General features: G+C 64.9%; 16 protein-coding genes. 8 read left to right on the top strand and 8 right to left on the bottom strand.

The annotated features are described in order from the left end of the window. Positions 1 to 60 precede the first annotated feature (60 nt). The gene (locus FQ755_RS36185; RefSeq protein ID WP_144162870.1) at positions 61 to 1,293 is read left to right on the top strand and encodes an SGNH/GDSL hydrolase family protein; all 1,233 of its coding nucleotides are present in this window, start codon (positions 61 to 63) and stop codon (positions 1,291 to 1,293) included. A 108-nt stretch (positions 1,294 to 1,401) separates the two neighbouring features. On the opposite strand, the gene FQ755_RS36180 is transcribed toward FQ755_RS36185, so the two are convergent. The 7 genes from FQ755_RS36180 to FQ755_RS36150 form a co-directional block, all read right to left on the bottom strand. Next, entirely contained in the window at positions 1,402 to 2,451 is a 1,050-nt protein-coding gene (locus tag FQ755_RS36180; protein ID WP_144162868.1) for an L-threonylcarbamoyladenylate synthase, read from the bottom strand. 13 nt (positions 2,452 to 2,464) lie between these two features. Beyond that, positions 2,465 to 3,661: a 5-(carboxyamino)imidazole ribonucleotide synthase gene (locus tag FQ755_RS36175; protein ID WP_144162866.1), complete on the bottom strand. Its 1,197-nt coding sequence runs from the start codon at positions 3,659 to 3,661 to the stop codon at positions 2,465 to 2,467. Positions 3,662 to 3,742: 81 nt separating this feature from the next. Continuing rightward, positions 3,743 to 4,279 (bottom strand): 5-(carboxyamino)imidazole ribonucleotide mutase, encoded by a 537-nt coding sequence (gene purE, locus FQ755_RS36170; protein WP_144162864.1) that lies wholly within the window; start codon positions 4,277 to 4,279, stop codon positions 3,743 to 3,745. A gap of 31 nt (positions 4,280 to 4,310) precedes the next feature. Further along, positions 4,311 to 5,201: a phosphoribosylaminoimidazolesuccinocarboxamide synthase gene (locus FQ755_RS36165; protein ID WP_144162862.1), complete on the bottom strand. Its 891-nt coding sequence runs from the start codon at positions 5,199 to 5,201 to the stop codon at positions 4,311 to 4,313. Positions 5,202 to 5,345: 144 nt separating this feature from the next. Further along, on the bottom strand, positions 5,346 to 6,410 hold the full coding sequence (fba, locus tag FQ755_RS36160; protein ID WP_144162860.1) for a class II fructose-bisphosphate aldolase: 1,065 nt from the start codon (positions 6,408 to 6,410) through the stop codon (positions 5,346 to 5,348). Positions 6,411 to 6,602: 192 nt separating this feature from the next. Next, positions 6,603 to 8,039 (bottom strand): pyruvate kinase, encoded by a 1,437-nt coding sequence (gene pyk, locus FQ755_RS36155; RefSeq protein WP_074263454.1) that lies wholly within the window; start codon positions 8,037 to 8,039, stop codon positions 6,603 to 6,605. A 451-nt stretch (positions 8,040 to 8,490) separates the two neighbouring features. After that, positions 8,491 to 9,684 carry a phosphoglycerate kinase gene (locus FQ755_RS36150; protein WP_144162858.1) on the bottom strand — a complete coding sequence of 398 codons (1,194 nt, stop codon included), beginning with the start codon at positions 9,682 to 9,684 and terminating at the stop codon, positions 8,491 to 8,493. Positions 9,685 to 10,144: 460 nt separating this feature from the next. On the opposite strand from FQ755_RS36150, the gene FQ755_RS36145 reads away from it, so the two are divergent. The 7 genes from FQ755_RS36145 (at position 10,145) to moaC (ending at position 15,453) form a co-directional block, all read left to right on the top strand. Then, positions 10,145 to 11,068 (top strand): branched-chain amino acid transaminase, encoded by a 924-nt coding sequence (locus FQ755_RS36145; protein WP_144162856.1) that lies wholly within the window; start codon positions 10,145 to 10,147, stop codon positions 11,066 to 11,068. A 66-nt stretch (positions 11,069 to 11,134) separates the two neighbouring features. Next, positions 11,135 to 11,329, top strand: a complete 195-nt coding sequence (locus FQ755_RS36140) for a zinc-finger domain-containing protein (protein WP_144162854.1) — start codon at positions 11,135 to 11,137, stop codon at positions 11,327 to 11,329. A 166-nt stretch (positions 11,330 to 11,495) separates the two neighbouring features. Continuing rightward, complete coding sequence (waaF, locus tag FQ755_RS36135) at positions 11,496 to 12,521, top strand: lipopolysaccharide heptosyltransferase II (RefSeq protein ID WP_144162852.1); 1,026 nt, start codon at positions 11,496 to 11,498, stop codon at positions 12,519 to 12,521. A gap of 165 nt (positions 12,522 to 12,686) precedes the next feature. Beyond that, positions 12,687 to 13,133 carry a nuclear transport factor 2 family protein gene (locus FQ755_RS36130; RefSeq protein WP_144162850.1) on the top strand — a complete coding sequence of 149 codons (447 nt, stop codon included), beginning with the start codon at positions 12,687 to 12,689 and terminating at the stop codon, positions 13,131 to 13,133. Positions 13,134 to 13,166: 33 nt separating this feature from the next. Then, a complete protein-coding gene (locus tag FQ755_RS36125) occupies positions 13,167 to 14,231 on the top strand; it encodes a hydrolase (RefSeq protein ID WP_260859035.1) in 1,065 nt (354 codons plus the stop codon). Then, the gene (locus FQ755_RS36120) at positions 14,224 to 14,853 is read left to right on the top strand and encodes a DUF2946 family protein (RefSeq protein ID WP_144162848.1); all 630 of its coding nucleotides are present in this window, start codon (positions 14,224 to 14,226) and stop codon (positions 14,851 to 14,853) included. Before FQ755_RS36125 ends, FQ755_RS36120 begins: the two co-directional genes overlap by 8 nt. Positions 14,854 to 14,973: 120 nt before the next feature. Next, entirely contained in the window at positions 14,974 to 15,453 is a 480-nt protein-coding gene (gene moaC, locus FQ755_RS36115; RefSeq protein ID WP_144162846.1) for a cyclic pyranopterin monophosphate synthase MoaC, read from the top strand. Between the two features lie 192 nt (positions 15,454 to 15,645). Here moaC and FQ755_RS36110 read toward each other — a convergent pair whose 3' ends face one another. After that, positions 15,646 to 15,918: a hypothetical protein gene (locus tag FQ755_RS36110; protein WP_144162844.1), complete on the bottom strand. Its 273-nt coding sequence runs from the start codon at positions 15,916 to 15,918 to the stop codon at positions 15,646 to 15,648. Positions 15,919 to 15,984: the final 66 nt, after the last annotated feature.

Below are 15,984 nucleotides of genomic sequence, written 5' to 3'. Positions count from 1 at the left end.
GCGGCGGGCGCTACCTGCATCACATGGCAAAAAGGCCACATACGAGGAGATGAAGTCAACATGAAACAACAGGGAATGAAACACCGTGGACTGCTGCGCCTGACTCAAGTCGCGATCGCCAGCGCAGCCTTTGTCATGCTCGCGGCCTGCGGCGGCGGCAGCAGCAATAACAACAACTCGGCCAGCGCCACGCCGACGGGCGGTGTGAACCTGCAGGTCGTGTCGTTCGGCGACAGCCTCTCGGACGTGGGCACCTATTCGCCGGTCGTGGGCGCGGACTTCGGCGGCGGCCGCTTCACCACCAACCCGGGTGAAATCTGGACGCAAAAGGTCGCGGAATACTACGGCGGCAGCTTGACGCCGGCATACCTCGGCGGCTTCGGCCAGGCACTGGTGGCGACGGGCGGCCTCGGTTATGCACAGGGCGGCTCGGATGTCGTCAATGCTGAAGGCGAAGGCTGGGCGCCGAACAATCTCGCGGCAACGACGGTTCCGGTGCAGACCCAGGTCTCGGAATACCTGAGCGCGCACGGCAGCTTCAACGCGAACCAGCTCGTGCTGATCAACGGCGGCGCGAACGACATCTTCCAGTTCGCCACCACGGCCAATCTGACGGCACTCGGCGGCGCGCTGCAGGCGGCCTTGCAGAGCCCCACGCCGCCGACCTCGCAGACGGAGCAGGTGGAATTTATCGCCAATTACCTGCAGCAGAATCAAACCCAGGTCGCTGCGGCCGCTATCGCACTCGCGACGCAAATCCAGACCATCGTCAAATCGGGCGCGACACACGTGGTGCTGATGACCGTCCCCGACATCGGCCAGACGCCGCTCGGCGTCGCCGCGAACGTCCAGACGCCGGGTGCGGCCGCGCTGCTGACCGGTATCACCGCCGCCTATAACGGGACGCTCGAGACGCTGCTCGCGCCGCTGATCCAGTCCCACGCGGTGATCGTCGCCGATGCATTCACGTGGTTCGATACTGTCTTGCTGCCGAACTACCAGTCGCTCGGCTTCACGGTGTCGAATACGGGTACGGCATGTAACCTGACTTCGATGGCCGCCAATGCCACCGCCTACGCCACAGCGAATCCGGCCGTGCTCAATGGCCTGACTCCGGCCGAATACGGTTCGCAGTTCGCCTCGTCGCTGTTCTGCTCGCCGCAGACCTACACGGTGGCCGGTGCGGATCAGACCTACATCTTCGCCGACACGGTGCACCCGACCACGCATGCGCACGCGCTGTTCGCGCAGTACGTCGAGCAGACGATTGCGGCAACGGGATTGGGTAAGTAACGAGGTGACGTGGGGCGGCCGCTATTGGTCGCCCGCTGCCTGAGCCGATTGAAGTGTTGAGAAAAGCCCGGTGCTGGTTTGGCCGGGCTTTTTCTTGGGCAGCACAACCTACCCCTGCGCCTCGAACGCCGCCGCAGCGCGGCCTAGACGGTCGTTCACCGCGATCCATTCGATCGTATCGGGCAGCTTTTCGATCAGGATGCGCGCGACATTGGCACGATCGAGGGCACGCAGCAGGCTATACAGCTCGCGTGCGTACACGTGGGGATCCTCGGGCGCCGCCATGAAATGCACGCCCTCGGCATCCGCCCATGGTCCGGCACGCGACACCCGTGCGACCAGCGCGACGCGCTCGCCAGCTTCGCGCCCGGCCAGCAGCGGCTCCAGCGCCTCAAAGGGCAACAGCGCGAGCGGCGTGCGCGGCGCGTAGTGGGCCTTGAGCGTGCCGGAAGCGCGCGGCGCCGTGGCGTCGGAGCCATCCGGCAGACGCGGCGCTTCACCTAACACTTCGGCGATATCCTGCGGCGTCACATGTCCAGGCCGTAGCAGCGCGGGAAAACCGCGCGACAGATCGAGAATGGTCGACTCGATGCCGACATCCGACGAGCCGCCGTCCAGCACATGAATCGTGCCGCCGAACTCATCGCGCACATGCTGCGCCGTCGTTGGACTCACGTGGCCGAAGCGGTTCGCAGAAGGCGCCGCCACGCCGCCGTGACCGCCACGCCGCGCGCTGAATGCCTCGAGCAGCGCCTGCGCCACCGGATGCGACGGACAGCGCAAACCCACCGAATCCTGCCCGCCGCTCACCGCCGCGGGAATATGGGCGGCGCGCTTGAGGATCAGCGTGAGCGGACCTGGCCAGAACGCATCGATCAGGCGCCGCGCCTCGGGCGGCAAATGCTCGACCCAATACCCCGGATCGCCGTGCGGCGCGAGATGCACGATCACCGGATGGTTGGCCGGCCGCCCTTTCGCCTCGTAGATGCGGGCCACCGCATCCGGGCTTTGCGCGTCGCCGCCAAGGCCGTAGACGGTTTCGGTGGGAAACGCGACCAGTTCGCCCGCGTCGAGCAGCGCCGCGGCGTGCTCGATTTGCGGGGGAGTCACGAGCGGGTAGCCCGGCGTGGCATCGGCAGGTTTTGCTTGATCCGGCATGATGACAACCGCCTCAGCCCTTCAGGATATGCAGCAGCCGGGCGCAATCGCGCGCGGCAGTGCGGGCTTCGTCAAGCGTCGCGGCGGTGAAGTTGATGTGCCCCATCTTGCGACCGGGCCGCGCCTCTTCCTTGCCGTACAGATGCAGGCGCGCAGCGGGCATCGCCGCCACTTCCTGCCACGCCGGCGTGACCGCGGCGTGCTTGCCGCCGTCCGGGAACCAGATGTCGCCGAGGATGTTCAGCATCACCGCCGGCGAATGCTGGCGCGTGTCGCCAAGCGGCATGCCGGTCATCGCCCGCACCTGCTGCTCGAACTGGCTGGTGGCGCACGCATCCACGGTGTAGTGGCCGGAATTGTGCGGGCGCGGCGCCATTTCGTTGGCGACGAGCGAGCCGTCTTCGAGGATGAAAAACTCCACGCACAGCACGCCGACATAGCCGAGCTTGTCGGCGATCTGCAGCGCGGCCTGTTGCGCGTGACTGACGAGCGTCGGGCTCGCGTCCGGCGCCGGCACGATGGTATGCGACAGCACGCCGTCGCGGTGAGTGTTCTGAGCCAGCGGATACACCACCGACGTGCCGCTGGCGCCGCGCGCAATCAACGCCGACACTTCGAACTTCAGCGGCAGCCGTTTTTCCAGCACGCACGGCACGCCGCCCAGCGACGTATGGGCCTCGCGCACCTCTTCGACATTGCTCACGCTCACCTGGCCCTTGCCGTCATAGCCGAGCCGGGCGGTCTTGAGAATGCCCGGCAGCACAGCGGCGATTGTGGCGTCGTCGAGCGCGGCGAGCGCATCCGACGATTCGATCACCACATGCGGCGCCACCGCCACGCCCGATTCGACAATAAAGCGCTTCTCGGCGATGCGGTCCTGGGCCACGGCCACGCAGCGGCCAGCCGGACTCACGAAGGTGGTGCGCGCCAGAAAATCGAGGCTCGTGGCAGGCACGTTCTCGAACTCCGTCGATACCGCCGCGCACAACCGCGCCAGTTCGGTCAGCGACGCTTCGTCGTCGTAGGCGGCGCGCAGGTGCCGGTCAGCGACGGCGCCCGCCGGACTGGCTTCGTCCGGATCGAGCACGGCGACGCGATAGCCCATCGCCTGGGCGGCAAAGCAGAACATGCGGCCGAGTTGGCCGCCACCGACCATGCCAAGCCATGCGCCGGGCAGAATCGGTGAAACCGGTGTGTTGTCTGGATTCATCTCAGTGGTCGGTCGCGGGCGGCGCGCGGAAATACGCGCCGCACCGGGGTCAGGCCAGGAACATCAGGCCGTCAAACGCGCTCACAGCGCGGGCAAAACCATTGCGTGAGCCGCTTCGTTCTGGCGCACGCGGAACGCGGCCAGCGCGTTGGCGTATTCGGTCGAAGTCACGCTCAAAATCGATACGGCAAACAGTGCAGCATTCGCCGCGCCCGCCTCGCCAATGGCAAATGTAGCGACCGGCACACCCTTGGGCATCTGCACGATCGAATGCAGCGAGTCGACGCCCTTCAGGTATTTGCTCGCTACCGGCACGCCGAGCACCGGCACCGTGGTCTTGGCGGCCAGCATGCCGGGCAGGTGCGCGGCGCCACCGGCGCCCGCGATGATCGCGCGCAGGCCGCGCTCGCGCGCGCCTTCCGCGTAGGTGAACATCTCGTCGGGCATGCGGTGGGCGGAGACGACTTTCGCTTCATACGGCACGCCGAATTCCTGCAGAATCGCGACGGCGTGTTTCATGACTTCCCAGTCGGAACTGGAACCCATCAGCACGCCGACGAGCGGTGCAGCATGCGTATGGGCTGTCTGCGCCGCCTGCGCGGTCTGGACCTGGCTCATGTTTCGGGCTTCCTTATCTGCGCTCGCGGCGTTAAGCGAGCTTCTGCCCGGTCAGGCGCTCGAGCGCCTCCTGATACTTCGCGGCCGTCTTCGTGACCACGTCATCGGGCAGCTTCGGCGCCGGCGGCTCTTTCTTCCACGACTGGGTTTCCAGCCAGTCGCGCACGAACTGTTTGTCGAAGGACGGCGGGTTGGTGCCGACCTGGTATTCGTCCGCCGGCCAGAAGCGCGACGAATCGGCCGTCAGCGCCTCGTCCATCAGATACAGCTTGCCGTGGTTGTCGAGACCGAATTCGAACTTGGTGTCGGCAATGATGATGCCGCGCGTGGCCGCATAATCCGCCGCTTCCTTGTACAGCTTGATCGAGATGTCGCGGATCGTGGCCGACAGTTCGGTGCCGATGCGGCGCTCCATCTCGTCATACGTGATGTTCTCGTCGTGATGGCCCATTTCGGCCTTGGCGGCCGGGGTGAAGATCGGCTCAGGCAGTTTCTGCGCGTTTTGCAGGCCCGGCGGCAGTTCGACGCCGCACACGGAACCCGTGGCCTGATAGTCTTTCCAGCCGCTGCCGGCCAGATAGCCGCGCACCACGGCTTCCACGAGGATCGGTTCGAGACGCTTCACCACCACGGCGCGGCCCTTCACCTGCTCGGCCTCGTCAGCCGCCACCAGCGACTCCGGCGCCACGCCGGTCAGGTGATTCGGCACGATGTGCTTGAGCCTGTCGAACCAGAAGTTGGCCATCTGGTTCAGCACGCGACCCTTGTTCGGAATCGGCTCGCCCATGATGACGTCGAACGCCGACAGACGGTCGGTGGTGACGATCAGCAACTGGTCGTTGCCCACCGCATAGTTGTCGCGGACCTTGCCGCGGCCGAGCAGCGGCAGCGAGCGGAGCGTGGATTCGTAAAGGGTAGACATCGTCGTAGTTCGCTAAAAGTGGGGCAAAAATGAGACCGGAACAAAAGGGAAACGCCGTTCCCCTATGATGCAGGAACGGCGAAACGAACCGCAACCTGGCCGGATGGCCAGGTCCGCGCTGTAGTACCTGAAATACTTCCTGGTTTAGCGGACGACCTGCGCGAGGCCGCCCGACCTGTACTTCTCCGCAATTTTATCAAGCGAAACCGGCTTGATCCTGGCGGCCTGGCCTTCGGCGCCAAACGCGACGAAACGGTCCACGCAGATCTTCTTCGCTGCTTCGCGCGCCGGCTTCAGGTAGTCGCGCGGGTCGAACTTGCCGGGATTTTCCGCCATATAGCGGCGAATCGCACCGGTGATCGCCAGCCGCAGGTCAGTATCGATATTAACCTTGCGCACGCCGTGCCTGATGCCTTCCTGAATTTCTTCGACCGGCACGCCGTAAGTTTCCTTCATGTCGCCGCCGAATTCGCGAATTTCCGCGAGCAGTTCCTGCGGCACCGAAGACGAACCGTGCATCACCAGATGGGTATTCGGAATGCGCTGGTGAATTTCCTTGATGCGCTGAATCGACAGGATATCGCCGGTCGGCTTCTTGCTGAACTTGTACGCGCCGTGCGAAGTGCCGATAGCGATCGCCAGGGCGTCGCATTGCGTCTGCTTGACGAAATCGGCGGCCTGCTCCGGATCGGTCAGCAGTTGCTCGCGCGTCATCTTGCCTTCCGCGCCGTGGCCGTCTTCCTTGTCGCCCTGCATGGTTTCCAGCGAACCCAGCACGCCGAGTTCCGCTTCCACCGTCACGCCGATCGAGTGCGCCGCTTCCACCACCTTGCGCGACACCTCGACGTTGTACTCGTATGACGCCACCGTCTTGCCGTCCGCTTCCAGCGAGCCGTCCATCATCACGCTGGTAAAACCGCTGCGGATCGCCGCCATGCAAACTGCCGGCGACTGGCCGTGATCCTGGTGCATCACGACCGGAATGTGCGGATACGACTCCACGGCCGCTTCGATCAGATGACGCAAAAACGGCTCGCCCGCATACTTCCGCGCGCCCGCCGACGCCTGCATGATGACCGGCGCGCCGACCTGATCCGCCGCCGCCATGATGGCCTGCACCTGCTCCAGATTGTTTACGTTGAATGCCGGGAGCCCATAGCCGTTTTCGGCGGCATGGTCCAGCAGTTGACGCATTGATACGAGAGGCATCCACTACTCCTAAGTTGAAACGAATCCTGTGCCGTCGGCATCTTTTTTTACAATTTTAGCGCGAAGCATCCGCCCACCCGTGAGCAACAGGCTCGGGGCTTGCCGCGAGGCTTGCCCAAAAAGTCCTGCGCTCCGCCTCTCGCGGGGTGATGCGGCTGCTTCGCCGTGCCGGTCAAGCAGCTTTCATGCGGATCAATACGGCTCGCCCACCCGCACGATCTTCAGCGTGTTCGTTCCGCCGGCCTGACCCATCGGCTCGCCCACGGTCAGCACGACCATGTCGCCGCGCGATGCGTAGCCCTTGCTGACCACCGTTTCCAGCGCCTGTTGCAGCGCGGTGTCGCGGTCGCTGCTGGTGTCCAGATGCAGCGACGTGACGTTGCGGTAGATCGCCATGGCCCGCTCGCTGCCGACGCGCGGCGTGAGCGCGAAAATCGGCACATGAGTCCAGTGCCGCGACATCCACAGCGCGGTGGAGCCGGACTCCGTCAGCGCGACGATCGCCTTGGCGCCGAGGTGAAACGCCGTGAACAGCGCGCCCATGGCGATGGACTGGTCGATGCGGGTGAAGGTGCGGTCGAGGAAATCCTTGTCCAGCTCCGACTGCTCCGACTTTTCCGCTTCGACGCAGATCGCGGCCATCGTTTCGATGGTCTGCACCGGGTATTTGCCGGCGGCGGATTCGGCGGACAGCATCACCGCGTCGGTGCCGTCCAGCACCGCATTGGCGACGTCCGACACTTCGGCGCGAGTCGGCACCGGTGCGTAGATCATCGACTCCATCATCTGCGTGGCGGTGATCACGAACTTGTTCGATTCGCGCGCCATGCGGATCATGCGCTTTTGCAGCGCCGGAACCGCGGCGTTGCCCACTTCCACGGCCAGGTCGCCCCGCGCGACCATGATGCCGTCCGAGGCGTCGAGGATGCCTTGCAGCGCCGGAATCGCTTCCGCGCGCTCGATCTTGGCGATCATCTTCGGCTTGATGCCGTAGGGCGCGCCCGCGATGTTGGCGAGCTGGCGGGCCATTTCCATGTCAGTGGCGTTCTTCGGGAACGAAACCGCCACGTAATCCACGCCGAGCGACATGGCCGTGCGGATGTCTTCCATGTCTTTGGCCGTCAAAGCCGGCGCCGTCAGGCCGCCGCCCTGGCGATTGATACCCTTGTTGTTCGACAGCTCACCGCCGATCTTCACCGTGGTGTGAATCTCGCTGCCGAGCACGCGCACGACGTCGAGCACGATCAGGCCGTCGTTGAGCAACAGCACGTCGCCCGGTTTCAGGTCGCGCGGCAGGTCTTTGTAGTCGAGGCCGACGCGGTCGTCGTTACCGAGTTCGCACTCGGAATCGAGGACGAAAGCGTTGCCGGGAACGAGCGTGGTCTTGCCGTTTTCGAACCGCCCGACCCGGATCTTCGGGCCTTGCAGGTCGGCCATGATGGCAACTTCACGGCCAGCCTGGCGCGCCGCTTCGCGCACGTATTCGGCGCGCTGGCGGTGGTCGTCGGCTGTGCCGTGGGAGAAATTGAGGCGTACCACATCGAGCCCGGCCTTAATCATTTGCGAAAGGATTTCGGGTGTGCTGGAAGCCGGGCCGATGGTGGCGACAATCTTGGTGGCGCGATGCATGAGTCTCCTCGTCTGGATGGGATCGCTGGAAATAGCGCTGCGAGTCGGGTGCGGAGGCTGCGCACCGAAGGGTGCTGCGTGGGGCGGCGCGCCGGTTGCAACCGGCGTCGCTTTATTCAATGAAGCGGTGTTCGAAACCAGCGCGCGGAACGCCAGCGGTACTGCGGATGATGCGCCGCCGGCATGACCGGCGGGTGAAACGATCGTTGTCAAAACGGCGGGGGAAACAGTGGCGGGTGACGCAGAGGCCGATGAGGCTGCGGACGATACGGCAGAACCCTCGGGCTGGGAGGCCCCGCTGGCGCCGGCTCGCTCCCCGGCCGGGGCCGACTCCGCCGCCGGCTGGGCGGCGGGGTTCGCCGCCGACTTCGCCACATTAGCCGCGGAATCTTTCGGCGACGACTTCACGCGCGTCTTTGCAGCTTTGACCGAAGGGGAGCGCGTCGTCACATTAAGCCCGCGATTCCAGCACTTCCACTGCCGGCAGCTTCTTGCCCTCGAGGAATTCGAGGAAGGCGCCGCCGCCCGTCGAGATATAGCTGACCTTGTCGTGGATGCCGTACTTGGCGATGGCCGCGAGCGTGTCGCCGCCGCCCGCAATCGAAAACGCCGGCGACTTGGCGATGGCGTCTGCCAGGGTCTTCGTGCCGTTGCCAAACTGGTCGAATTCGAACACGCCGACCGGGCCGTTCCAGACGATCGTGCCGGCTTTTTCCAGCTGCGCGGCCAGTGCCTTGGCCGTTTCCGGTCCGATGTCGAGAATCAGGTCGTCGTCCTGCACGTCGGCCACGGCCTTGACTTCGGCCTTGGCGGTGGGCGAGAACTCCTTGGCCGTGACGACGTCGGTAGGAATCGGCACCGAGGCGCCGCGCGCCTTGGCGGCATCGATAATGGCTTTGGCCTCGTTCACCAGATCGGCCTCGGCGAGTGACTTGCCGATCTTCAGGCCGGCGGCCAGCATGAACGTGTTGGCGATGCCGCCGCCCACGATCAACTGATCGACCTTCTCGGCGAGCGACTTCAGAATGGTCAGCTTGGTGGACACCTTCGAGCCGGCGACGATCGCCACCAGCGGACGCTTCGGCGCGCCGAGCGCCTTGCCGAGCGCCTCGAGCTCCGCCGCGAGCAGCGGGCCGGCGCAGGCGACCGGGGCGTACTTCGCGATGCCGTGAGTCGTCGCTTCGGCGCGGTGCGCGGTGCCGAAGGCGTCGTTGACGTAGATGTCGCAGAGCTTCGCCATCTTCTGCGCGAGTTCGTCGGAATCCTTCTTTTCGCCCTTGTTGACGCGGCAATTTTCCAGCAGCACGAGTTGGCCTGGCGCCACGTTCACGCCGTTTTCCACCCAGTTCGCCACCACCGGCACGTCGCGGCCGAGCAGTTCGGCAAGACGCTTCGCGACCGGCGCGAGCGAGTCTTCCGGCTTGAATTCGCCCTCGGTGGGGCGGCCCAGATGCGAAGTCACCATGACGGCGGCGCCGGCGTCGAGCGCGGCCTTGATGGCCGGTGCGGAGGCGCGGATGCGGGTGTCTTCGGTGATGTTGCCTTGATCGTCCTGCGGAACGTTCAGGTCGGCGCGGATGAACACGCGCTTGCCGGACAGCTTGCCTTCGGCGATCAGATCGGAGAGACGCAATACCTGGTTCATGAGCGTTGGGTTGCGAGTTGATTGGAAGGCGGTGATGGACAGCGCGCGAGCAGCTTCCGCTCAGGAGCCCCGCCTGGTGCCCTTGCTGCGGCGCCCGCGGATGGCCCCCGCAAACAGGCGCCGACGGCATCCGCCGCAGCGTCGCGCAGTGATCCGGGAGTCGAGTATTTTAACCGATCCCCACCCCGTTCTGCCCCGTGCCGCAGCGAATGCCCCGTATTTGGGAGATAGGCTCGCATGCCGCATTGCAGCATAGATGATTCCCCATGCGGCCAAATGCCCGTTCCGTGTGCAAAAGACGTTAAAATAACGGACTTCGCCGCCTGCCGGACCTCTCTTTGGCCGCTTGCCCGGCGCGCCCCAGATTGCGGGCTTGCGCGCCGCGTGTCCTGCTGAGCCTAGCCGAGCGTCCGGGCGGCCTTGCGCAACACACTTCACAAACGCACTGCTGGAGAATCGTATGTCAATGGCCGACCGCGACGGCAAGATCTGGATGGATGGCAAGCTCATCGACTGGCGCGATGCCAAGATCCACGTCCTCACCCATACGCTGCACTACGGCATGGGCGTCTTCGAAGGCGTGCGCGCCTACAAGACGGCCGACGGCGGCACCGCCATTTTCCGTCTGCAGGAACACACCAGGCGCCTGCTGAATTCGGCCAAGATTTTCCAGATGGATGTGCCGTTCGACCACGAAACGCTCGCCGCCGCGCAGCGCGAAGTGGTGCGCGAAAACAAGCTCGAATCCTGCTATCTGCGCCCGATCATCTGGGTCGGTTCGGAAAAGCTCGGCGTGTCGGCCAAGGGCAACACCATCCACGTGGCCATCGCCGCCTGGCCGTGGGGCGCGTATCTGGGCGAAGACGGCCTGGCGAAGGGCATCCGCGTGAAGACCTCGTCGTTCACGCGCCACCATGTGAACGTTTCCATGGTCCGCGCCAAGGCCTCGGGCTGGTACGTGAACTCGATCCTCGCCAACCAGGAAGCCACCGCCGACGGCTACGACGAAGCGCTGCTGCTCGACGTGGACGGCTACGTGTCGGAAGGTTCGGGCGAAAACTTCTTCCTCGTGAACAACGGCAAGCTGTACACGCCGGACCTGGCGTCGTGCCTCGACGGCATCACGCGCGATACCGTCATCACGCTGGCCAAAGACGCCGGCATCGAAGTGATCGAAAAGCGCATCACGCGCGACGAGGTCTACACCTGCGACGAAGCGTTCTTCACCGGCACCGCCGCCGAAGTCACGCCGATCCGCGAACTCGACAACCGCACCATCGGTTCGGGCGCGCGCGGTCCGATCACGGAAAAGCTGCAAAGCGGCTTCTTCGACATCGTCAACGGCAAGAGCCCGAAGTACGCGCACTGGCTCACCAAGATCTGAGTCTGAAATCAAAGCAGGCCGCCGCTGGCGGCGCGCCTGCCCCCTGTCTCCACAGAGAAAAGCCACATGAGCGAAATCAAGGAAATGCCGCTGGTCGAACTGACGGCAAAAGACCTGCCCGCCTACTGCCCGAATCCCGCCATGCCGCGCTGGAGCGCGCATCCGCGCGTGTTTCTGGATGTCACGCACGGCGAAGCGAAGTGCCCCTATTGCAGCACGCGCTATAAGCTGCGCGACGGCGAAGTGGTCAAAGGCCACTGATCGCCGCGCACCGGCTGGGTACGCCCATCGCCATCAGGCCGCAGGCTGCGCGCGGCGCCATTCGTTCGGGCGTCAAGCGCGGCTGTGCGGCCGCGTCCTTTTTACAATCTGAACGCCGCGCGCAGGTGCGCGCTGCGCTTCGTTTCGACCTCGGAAACCCTCCCTGATGCGTCGCGCGTTGGTTATCGCACCGAACTGGATCGGTGACGCATTGATGGCGCAGCCGTTGTTCTCGCGCCTCGTGAAACTGCATCCACGCATCGCGATCGATGCGGTTGCGCCCTCGTGGGTCGCGCCCTTGCTCGAACGCATGCCGGAGATACGAGACGTCTACGCCACCGATCTCGCGCACGGCAAGCTGCAGATGCTGCGCCGCTGGCAGTTGTCGAGCGACTTGCGCGACGTCGGATACGACGCGGCCTATGTGCTGCCGAATTCGCTGAAATCGGCGTTGATTCCGTGGATGGCGGGCATTCCGCTGCGCATCGGCTATACCGGCGAGAGCCGTTATGGCCTGCTGAACGTGCGCCACGCCAATCCGCGCAAGGACGAGCGTCCGCCGATGGTCGGCCACTACGCCGCGCTTGCCTACAAGCCCGGCGCCAAGGTGCCCGACGACCTGCCGATGCCGCGCCTCGACGCCGACCTGAACGAGGCCTCGCGCGTCTCGGCCCGCTTCAATCTGGACACGCGGGTGCCGCTGCTGGTGTTCTGCCCCGGCGCCGAATACGGCCCGGCCAAGCGCTGGCCGCCCGAGCACTTCGCGGCGCTGGCGCAGATCGTCGGCCAGTCGTTTCCCTACACGCAGATCGTCGCGCTCGGTTCACCGAAAGACGCCCCGCTCGCCCAGGCCATCGCCGAACGCGCGCCGAACGTGCGCAACCTGTGCGGCCAGACCGCGCTGGGCGAAGCCTGCGCGCTGATCTCGCGCGCCAATGCCGTGGTCACCAACGATTCCGGCCTGATGCACGTCGCGGCCGCGCTGCGGCGCCCGCTCGTCGCCGTGTACGGCTCGACTGATCCGCGCCACACCCCGCCATTGTCCGAGCTTGCGAAGGTACAATGGCTGCATCTCGAATGCAGTCCCTGTTTTGAGCGCGAATGTCCGCTCGGTCACCTGAACTGTCTGCGGCAATTAAGCGCCGAGCAAGTTTTCGGCGACCTGCGCGGCATGCTCCTCGCCCAACGCTGAACCGTCGGACAACCGCACGCCGCGTTGCAAGCTCGCCACGCGGCGTCATCCCCGCGCCCTGGAGCGCGGGCATCCTCGCGGTTGCCCCGCCGGGTTGTTCCTGGTTGTCCTGTTTTTACTGCTGCCCCGCAACCGCGCGCGCCGCGCACAAGAGACTGACGAGCCATGCCACGTTTTGCCCACATCTTCGAAGCCGCTGCGGATACCCTCAACGCCTATTACCAGGCGGTGGCGGAGGTCAATATCGACAGTTTGATGGGCCTGTGGATCGACGAGGAGTTCGCCAGCTACATCAGCGCCGACGGCGCGCACCTGCACGGTCTCGACACCATCCGCGCGGGCCTCTCGGTGCAGCTCGCCGCCGCCCCGGTTTCGATCGAACCGGTCGACATCCGCGTGTACGACAGCCTCGGCACGGTGGTGTACGCGATTGCCGAAGCGCATCGCCCGGCCGACCCGAAAGCGCCGCCCGTCATGGTATTCACGACTTACGTGATGGTCCATGAACGCGGCGAATGGAAGATCGCACATATCCACGCGAGTGCGATGCCGAACGAAGCGGCGAGCCAGTTTGCCGCCAAAATGCGTCATGGTCAGGGGTCCTTGCACTGACGCTGGACGTTTCTGCTTTTTCTGGTCGCGGGTATGAGTACGATGAACAACAACGACGTTTCCCCCGTAACTGCCGTCGCGGCGGCGGTTGAGGCGAGCGTCGGCCTGTTGTATCGCGCGCCGCTCTGGCTGCCGAACAGCCACGTCCAGACCATCATTCCCGCGCTGTTCGCCCGGCTTCCCGCCGTGACCTACCGGCGCGAACGCTGGGATACGCCGGATGGCGATTTCATCGAACTGGACTGGCTGGTGGACGAGCCTTCCCAGGCACATGCGGCGGACCAGGCCTCGGCGCCCGACACGCCGCTTTTCGTCCTGTTTCACGGCCTCGAAGGCAGCTCGAACTCGCATTACGCCCGCACGCTGATGGCTGCCGCACGCCAGCGCGGCTGGCATGGCGTCGTGCCGCACTTCCGCAGTTGCAGCGGGCCGCTGAATCTGCAGCCGCGCTTCTATCACCTTGCCGATAGCGACGAAGTCGATTGGGTGCTGCGGCGTCTGCGCCAGATGCATCGCGGGCCGATCGTCGCGGCGGGTGTGTCGCTGGGCGGCAATGTCCTGCTGCGCTGGCTCGGCGAACGACGCGAAGACGCCTCGTTTGTCACTGCCGCCGCCGCGATCTCCGCCCCGCTCGACGTGCATGCCGGCGGCCGCGCGCTGTCGCAGGGCTTCAACAAGGTCTACACGCGCAACTTCCTCAAGACGCTGAAGGTGAAAGCGCGGCAGAAGCTCGCGCAGTATCCGGGCCTGTTCGACGCCAACGCCATGCTCGCGAGCCGCACCATGTACGAGTTCGACAACGTCGTCACCGCGCCGCTGCACGGCTTTCGCGACGCCGACGATTACTGGACCCGCGCCACCACCCGGCCGCTGCTGCCGGAGATCACGGTACCGACGCTCGTGCTCAACGCGCGCAACGATCCGTTTCTGCCGGGCGCGGTGCTGCCGGCGCACCACGAAGTTTCGAGCGCGGTCGAACTCGACCAGCCGCAGCACGGTGGCCACGTCGGCTTTATGACGGGGCCGTTTCCCGGCAAGATCGACTGGCTGTCGCAGCGCGTGTTCGCCTATCTGGGGCCGTTCGTCGAGCATGGATGACATCGTCCGGCAGGCCCTCGCCAAATGGCCCAACGTGCCGCATTGCACTGGCTGGCTGCTGCTCGACCGGCGCGGCAACTGGCGCATGCGCGACGAAGCGGCCCAGGCGAGCGGCGCGGCGGGCGAACCGATTCGTCATACGGCACTGCTGGCTTTTATCAACCGCAACTACGAAGCGGATGCCGAAGGGCAATGGTTTTTTCAGAACGGGCCGCAGCGGGTGTATGTGGAACTGGGTTACACGCCTTGGGTGGTGCGGCTGGCCGAGCGTGACTTTGCTGACGCGGGCGGTGGCGATACGGCTGCCGCGCCGGCGTTGACGCTAACCGATCAGGCGGGCAACGCGTTCGAGCCTGTGGCCGTTTATCTGGACGACGAAGGCGGCGTGCTCTTCGCGGATACGTCTGCGCCGCCGCGTGTCGCCGTGCTGCACGATCACGATCTGGATCTGTTCTCACGGCACGCCGATGTGGCCGAAGACGGTTGCAGCGGCCAACTGCATTGGCGTGAGGGCCTGACACTACCCTTGCAATCGGTGGCGCGCGCCGAGGTCGCGGCGCGCTTTGGATTCGTCGCGAGTCCGGCGCGGGCGCAGGCGGCACGGCGGGGCGCGTCGTCCTGATTGCGGCGGCGTCCGCCCGCGCCGCCACCTTGCGGGCCACGCGCACGGCGTTATGGGCGAACGCGGGCACGCCGCTCGCCCCGCGCTGTTAAGATAAGCGCCCTCAAAAGGAGCCTCCCCATGCCCGAACTTACACACTTCGACGCCGCCGGCCAGGCGCATATGGTGGACGTCGGCGCCAAGCAGGAAACCAAACGTATTGCCGTCGCTCGCGGGTCGATCCGCATGCTGCCGGAGACCTTCGCGCTGATCCGCGACGGCAACGCGAAGAAAGGCGACGTGATCGGGATCGCGCGTATCGCTGCGATTCAGGGCGCCAAGCGCACCGCGGATCTGATCCCGCTTTGCCATCCGCTCGCGCTGACGCGCGTCAAGGTGGACTTCGAACTCGACGAGACGCTGCCCGGCGTGCACTGCACGACGCAGGTGGAGACCTTGGGGCGTACCGGTGTGGAGATGGAAGCGCTAACTGCCGTACAGGTCGGCCTGCTGACCGTGTACGACATGTGCAAGGCGGTGGATCGCGGCATGACGATCACCGATGTGCGCGTGCTGGAGAAGCATGGCGGGAAGTCGGGGGATTGGGTGGCACAGGGTTGAGGCATTGTTTTGTAAGTCTTTATTCGACGCTGCGCCGACCGTTCCAGAATTGCCATCGCCTGACGAAATCACTACGAATCTGACTTCTGGCATACGAAAAGTCGATCTTGAGCGTTGCTTCGCCAACTCGCCCGCACTACTGGCGATGATGATGCCGGGCTGCCCCGCATTGCGAGAAAGAAATCCTAGTTGCTATGCCTTCGGGGCGAAGAATAGGAAGACAAATCCGCATGCGGCACAGATCGCCGCCGACATGTATAGAAACTTGGTGTACGCGCCGTAGGCCAGCGCCGCGAAGATTAGTGCACCGACCACACCCCAGAATCTGCCAGCAAACTTGCTGACCGCTTGTTCATTCTTGGCGTCCTTTGCCGCAGCTTCGGCAGCAGCAATATCGGCCCCGCAGTGCTTGCATCGAATCGCCGAGTCCTGAATGTCTTCGTAGCATAAGTGGCATTTTTTCATTTTGAATCCCCGTATGTTTCCCGTCTCAGTCAAAAAGAGGACCATGGTCCGTCGAATTGGGCGATG

The organism is Paraburkholderia sp. BCC1885 (assembly GCF_900996235.1).
Lineage (GTDB): Bacteria > Pseudomonadota > Gammaproteobacteria > Burkholderiales > Burkholderiaceae > Paraburkholderia.
Note: the sequence above shows the minus strand (reverse complement) of the source record. Positions and strands in the feature narration are given on the sequence as shown.

Excerpts from the sequence above, each read along its gene's own strand:
- FQ755_RS36185 (WP_144162870.1), top strand. The coding sequence starts at position 61 with ATGAAACAACAGGGAATGAAACACCGTGGACTGCTGCGCCTGACTCAA.
- FQ755_RS36180 (WP_144162868.1), bottom strand. The coding sequence starts at position 2,451 with ATGCCGGATCAAGCAAAACCTGCCGATGCCACGCCGGGCTACCCGCTC.
- FQ755_RS36175 (WP_144162866.1), bottom strand. The coding sequence starts at position 3,661 with ATGAATCCAGACAACACACCGGTTTCACCGATTCTGCCCGGCGCATGG.
- purE (WP_144162864.1), bottom strand. The coding sequence starts at position 4,279 with ATGAGCCAGGTCCAGACCGCGCAGGCGGCGCAGACAGCCCATACGCAT.
- FQ755_RS36165 (WP_144162862.1), bottom strand. The coding sequence starts at position 5,201 with ATGTCTACCCTTTACGAATCCACGCTCCGCTCGCTGCCGCTGCTCGGC.
- fba (WP_144162860.1), bottom strand. The coding sequence starts at position 6,410 with ATGCCTCTCGTATCAATGCGTCAACTGCTGGACCATGCCGCCGAAAAC.
- pyk (WP_074263454.1), bottom strand. The coding sequence starts at position 8,039 with ATGCATCGCGCCACCAAGATTGTCGCCACCATCGGCCCGGCTTCCAGC.
- FQ755_RS36150 (WP_144162858.1), bottom strand. The coding sequence starts at position 9,684 with ATGAACCAGGTATTGCGTCTCTCCGATCTGATCGCCGAAGGCAAGCTG.
- FQ755_RS36145 (WP_144162856.1), top strand. The coding sequence starts at position 10,145 with ATGTCAATGGCCGACCGCGACGGCAAGATCTGGATGGATGGCAAGCTC.
- FQ755_RS36140 (WP_144162854.1), top strand. The coding sequence starts at position 11,135 with ATGAGCGAAATCAAGGAAATGCCGCTGGTCGAACTGACGGCAAAAGAC.
- waaF (WP_144162852.1), top strand. The coding sequence starts at position 11,496 with ATGCGTCGCGCGTTGGTTATCGCACCGAACTGGATCGGTGACGCATTG.
- FQ755_RS36130 (WP_144162850.1), top strand. The coding sequence starts at position 12,687 with ATGCCACGTTTTGCCCACATCTTCGAAGCCGCTGCGGATACCCTCAAC.
- FQ755_RS36125 (WP_260859035.1), top strand. The coding sequence starts at position 13,167 with ATGAGTACGATGAACAACAACGACGTTTCCCCCGTAACTGCCGTCGCG.
- FQ755_RS36120 (WP_144162848.1), top strand. The coding sequence starts at position 14,224 with ATGGATGACATCGTCCGGCAGGCCCTCGCCAAATGGCCCAACGTGCCG.
- moaC (WP_144162846.1), top strand. The coding sequence starts at position 14,974 with ATGCCCGAACTTACACACTTCGACGCCGCCGGCCAGGCGCATATGGTG.
- FQ755_RS36110 (WP_144162844.1), bottom strand. The coding sequence starts at position 15,918 with ATGAAAAAATGCCACTTATGCTACGAAGACATTCAGGACTCGGCGATT.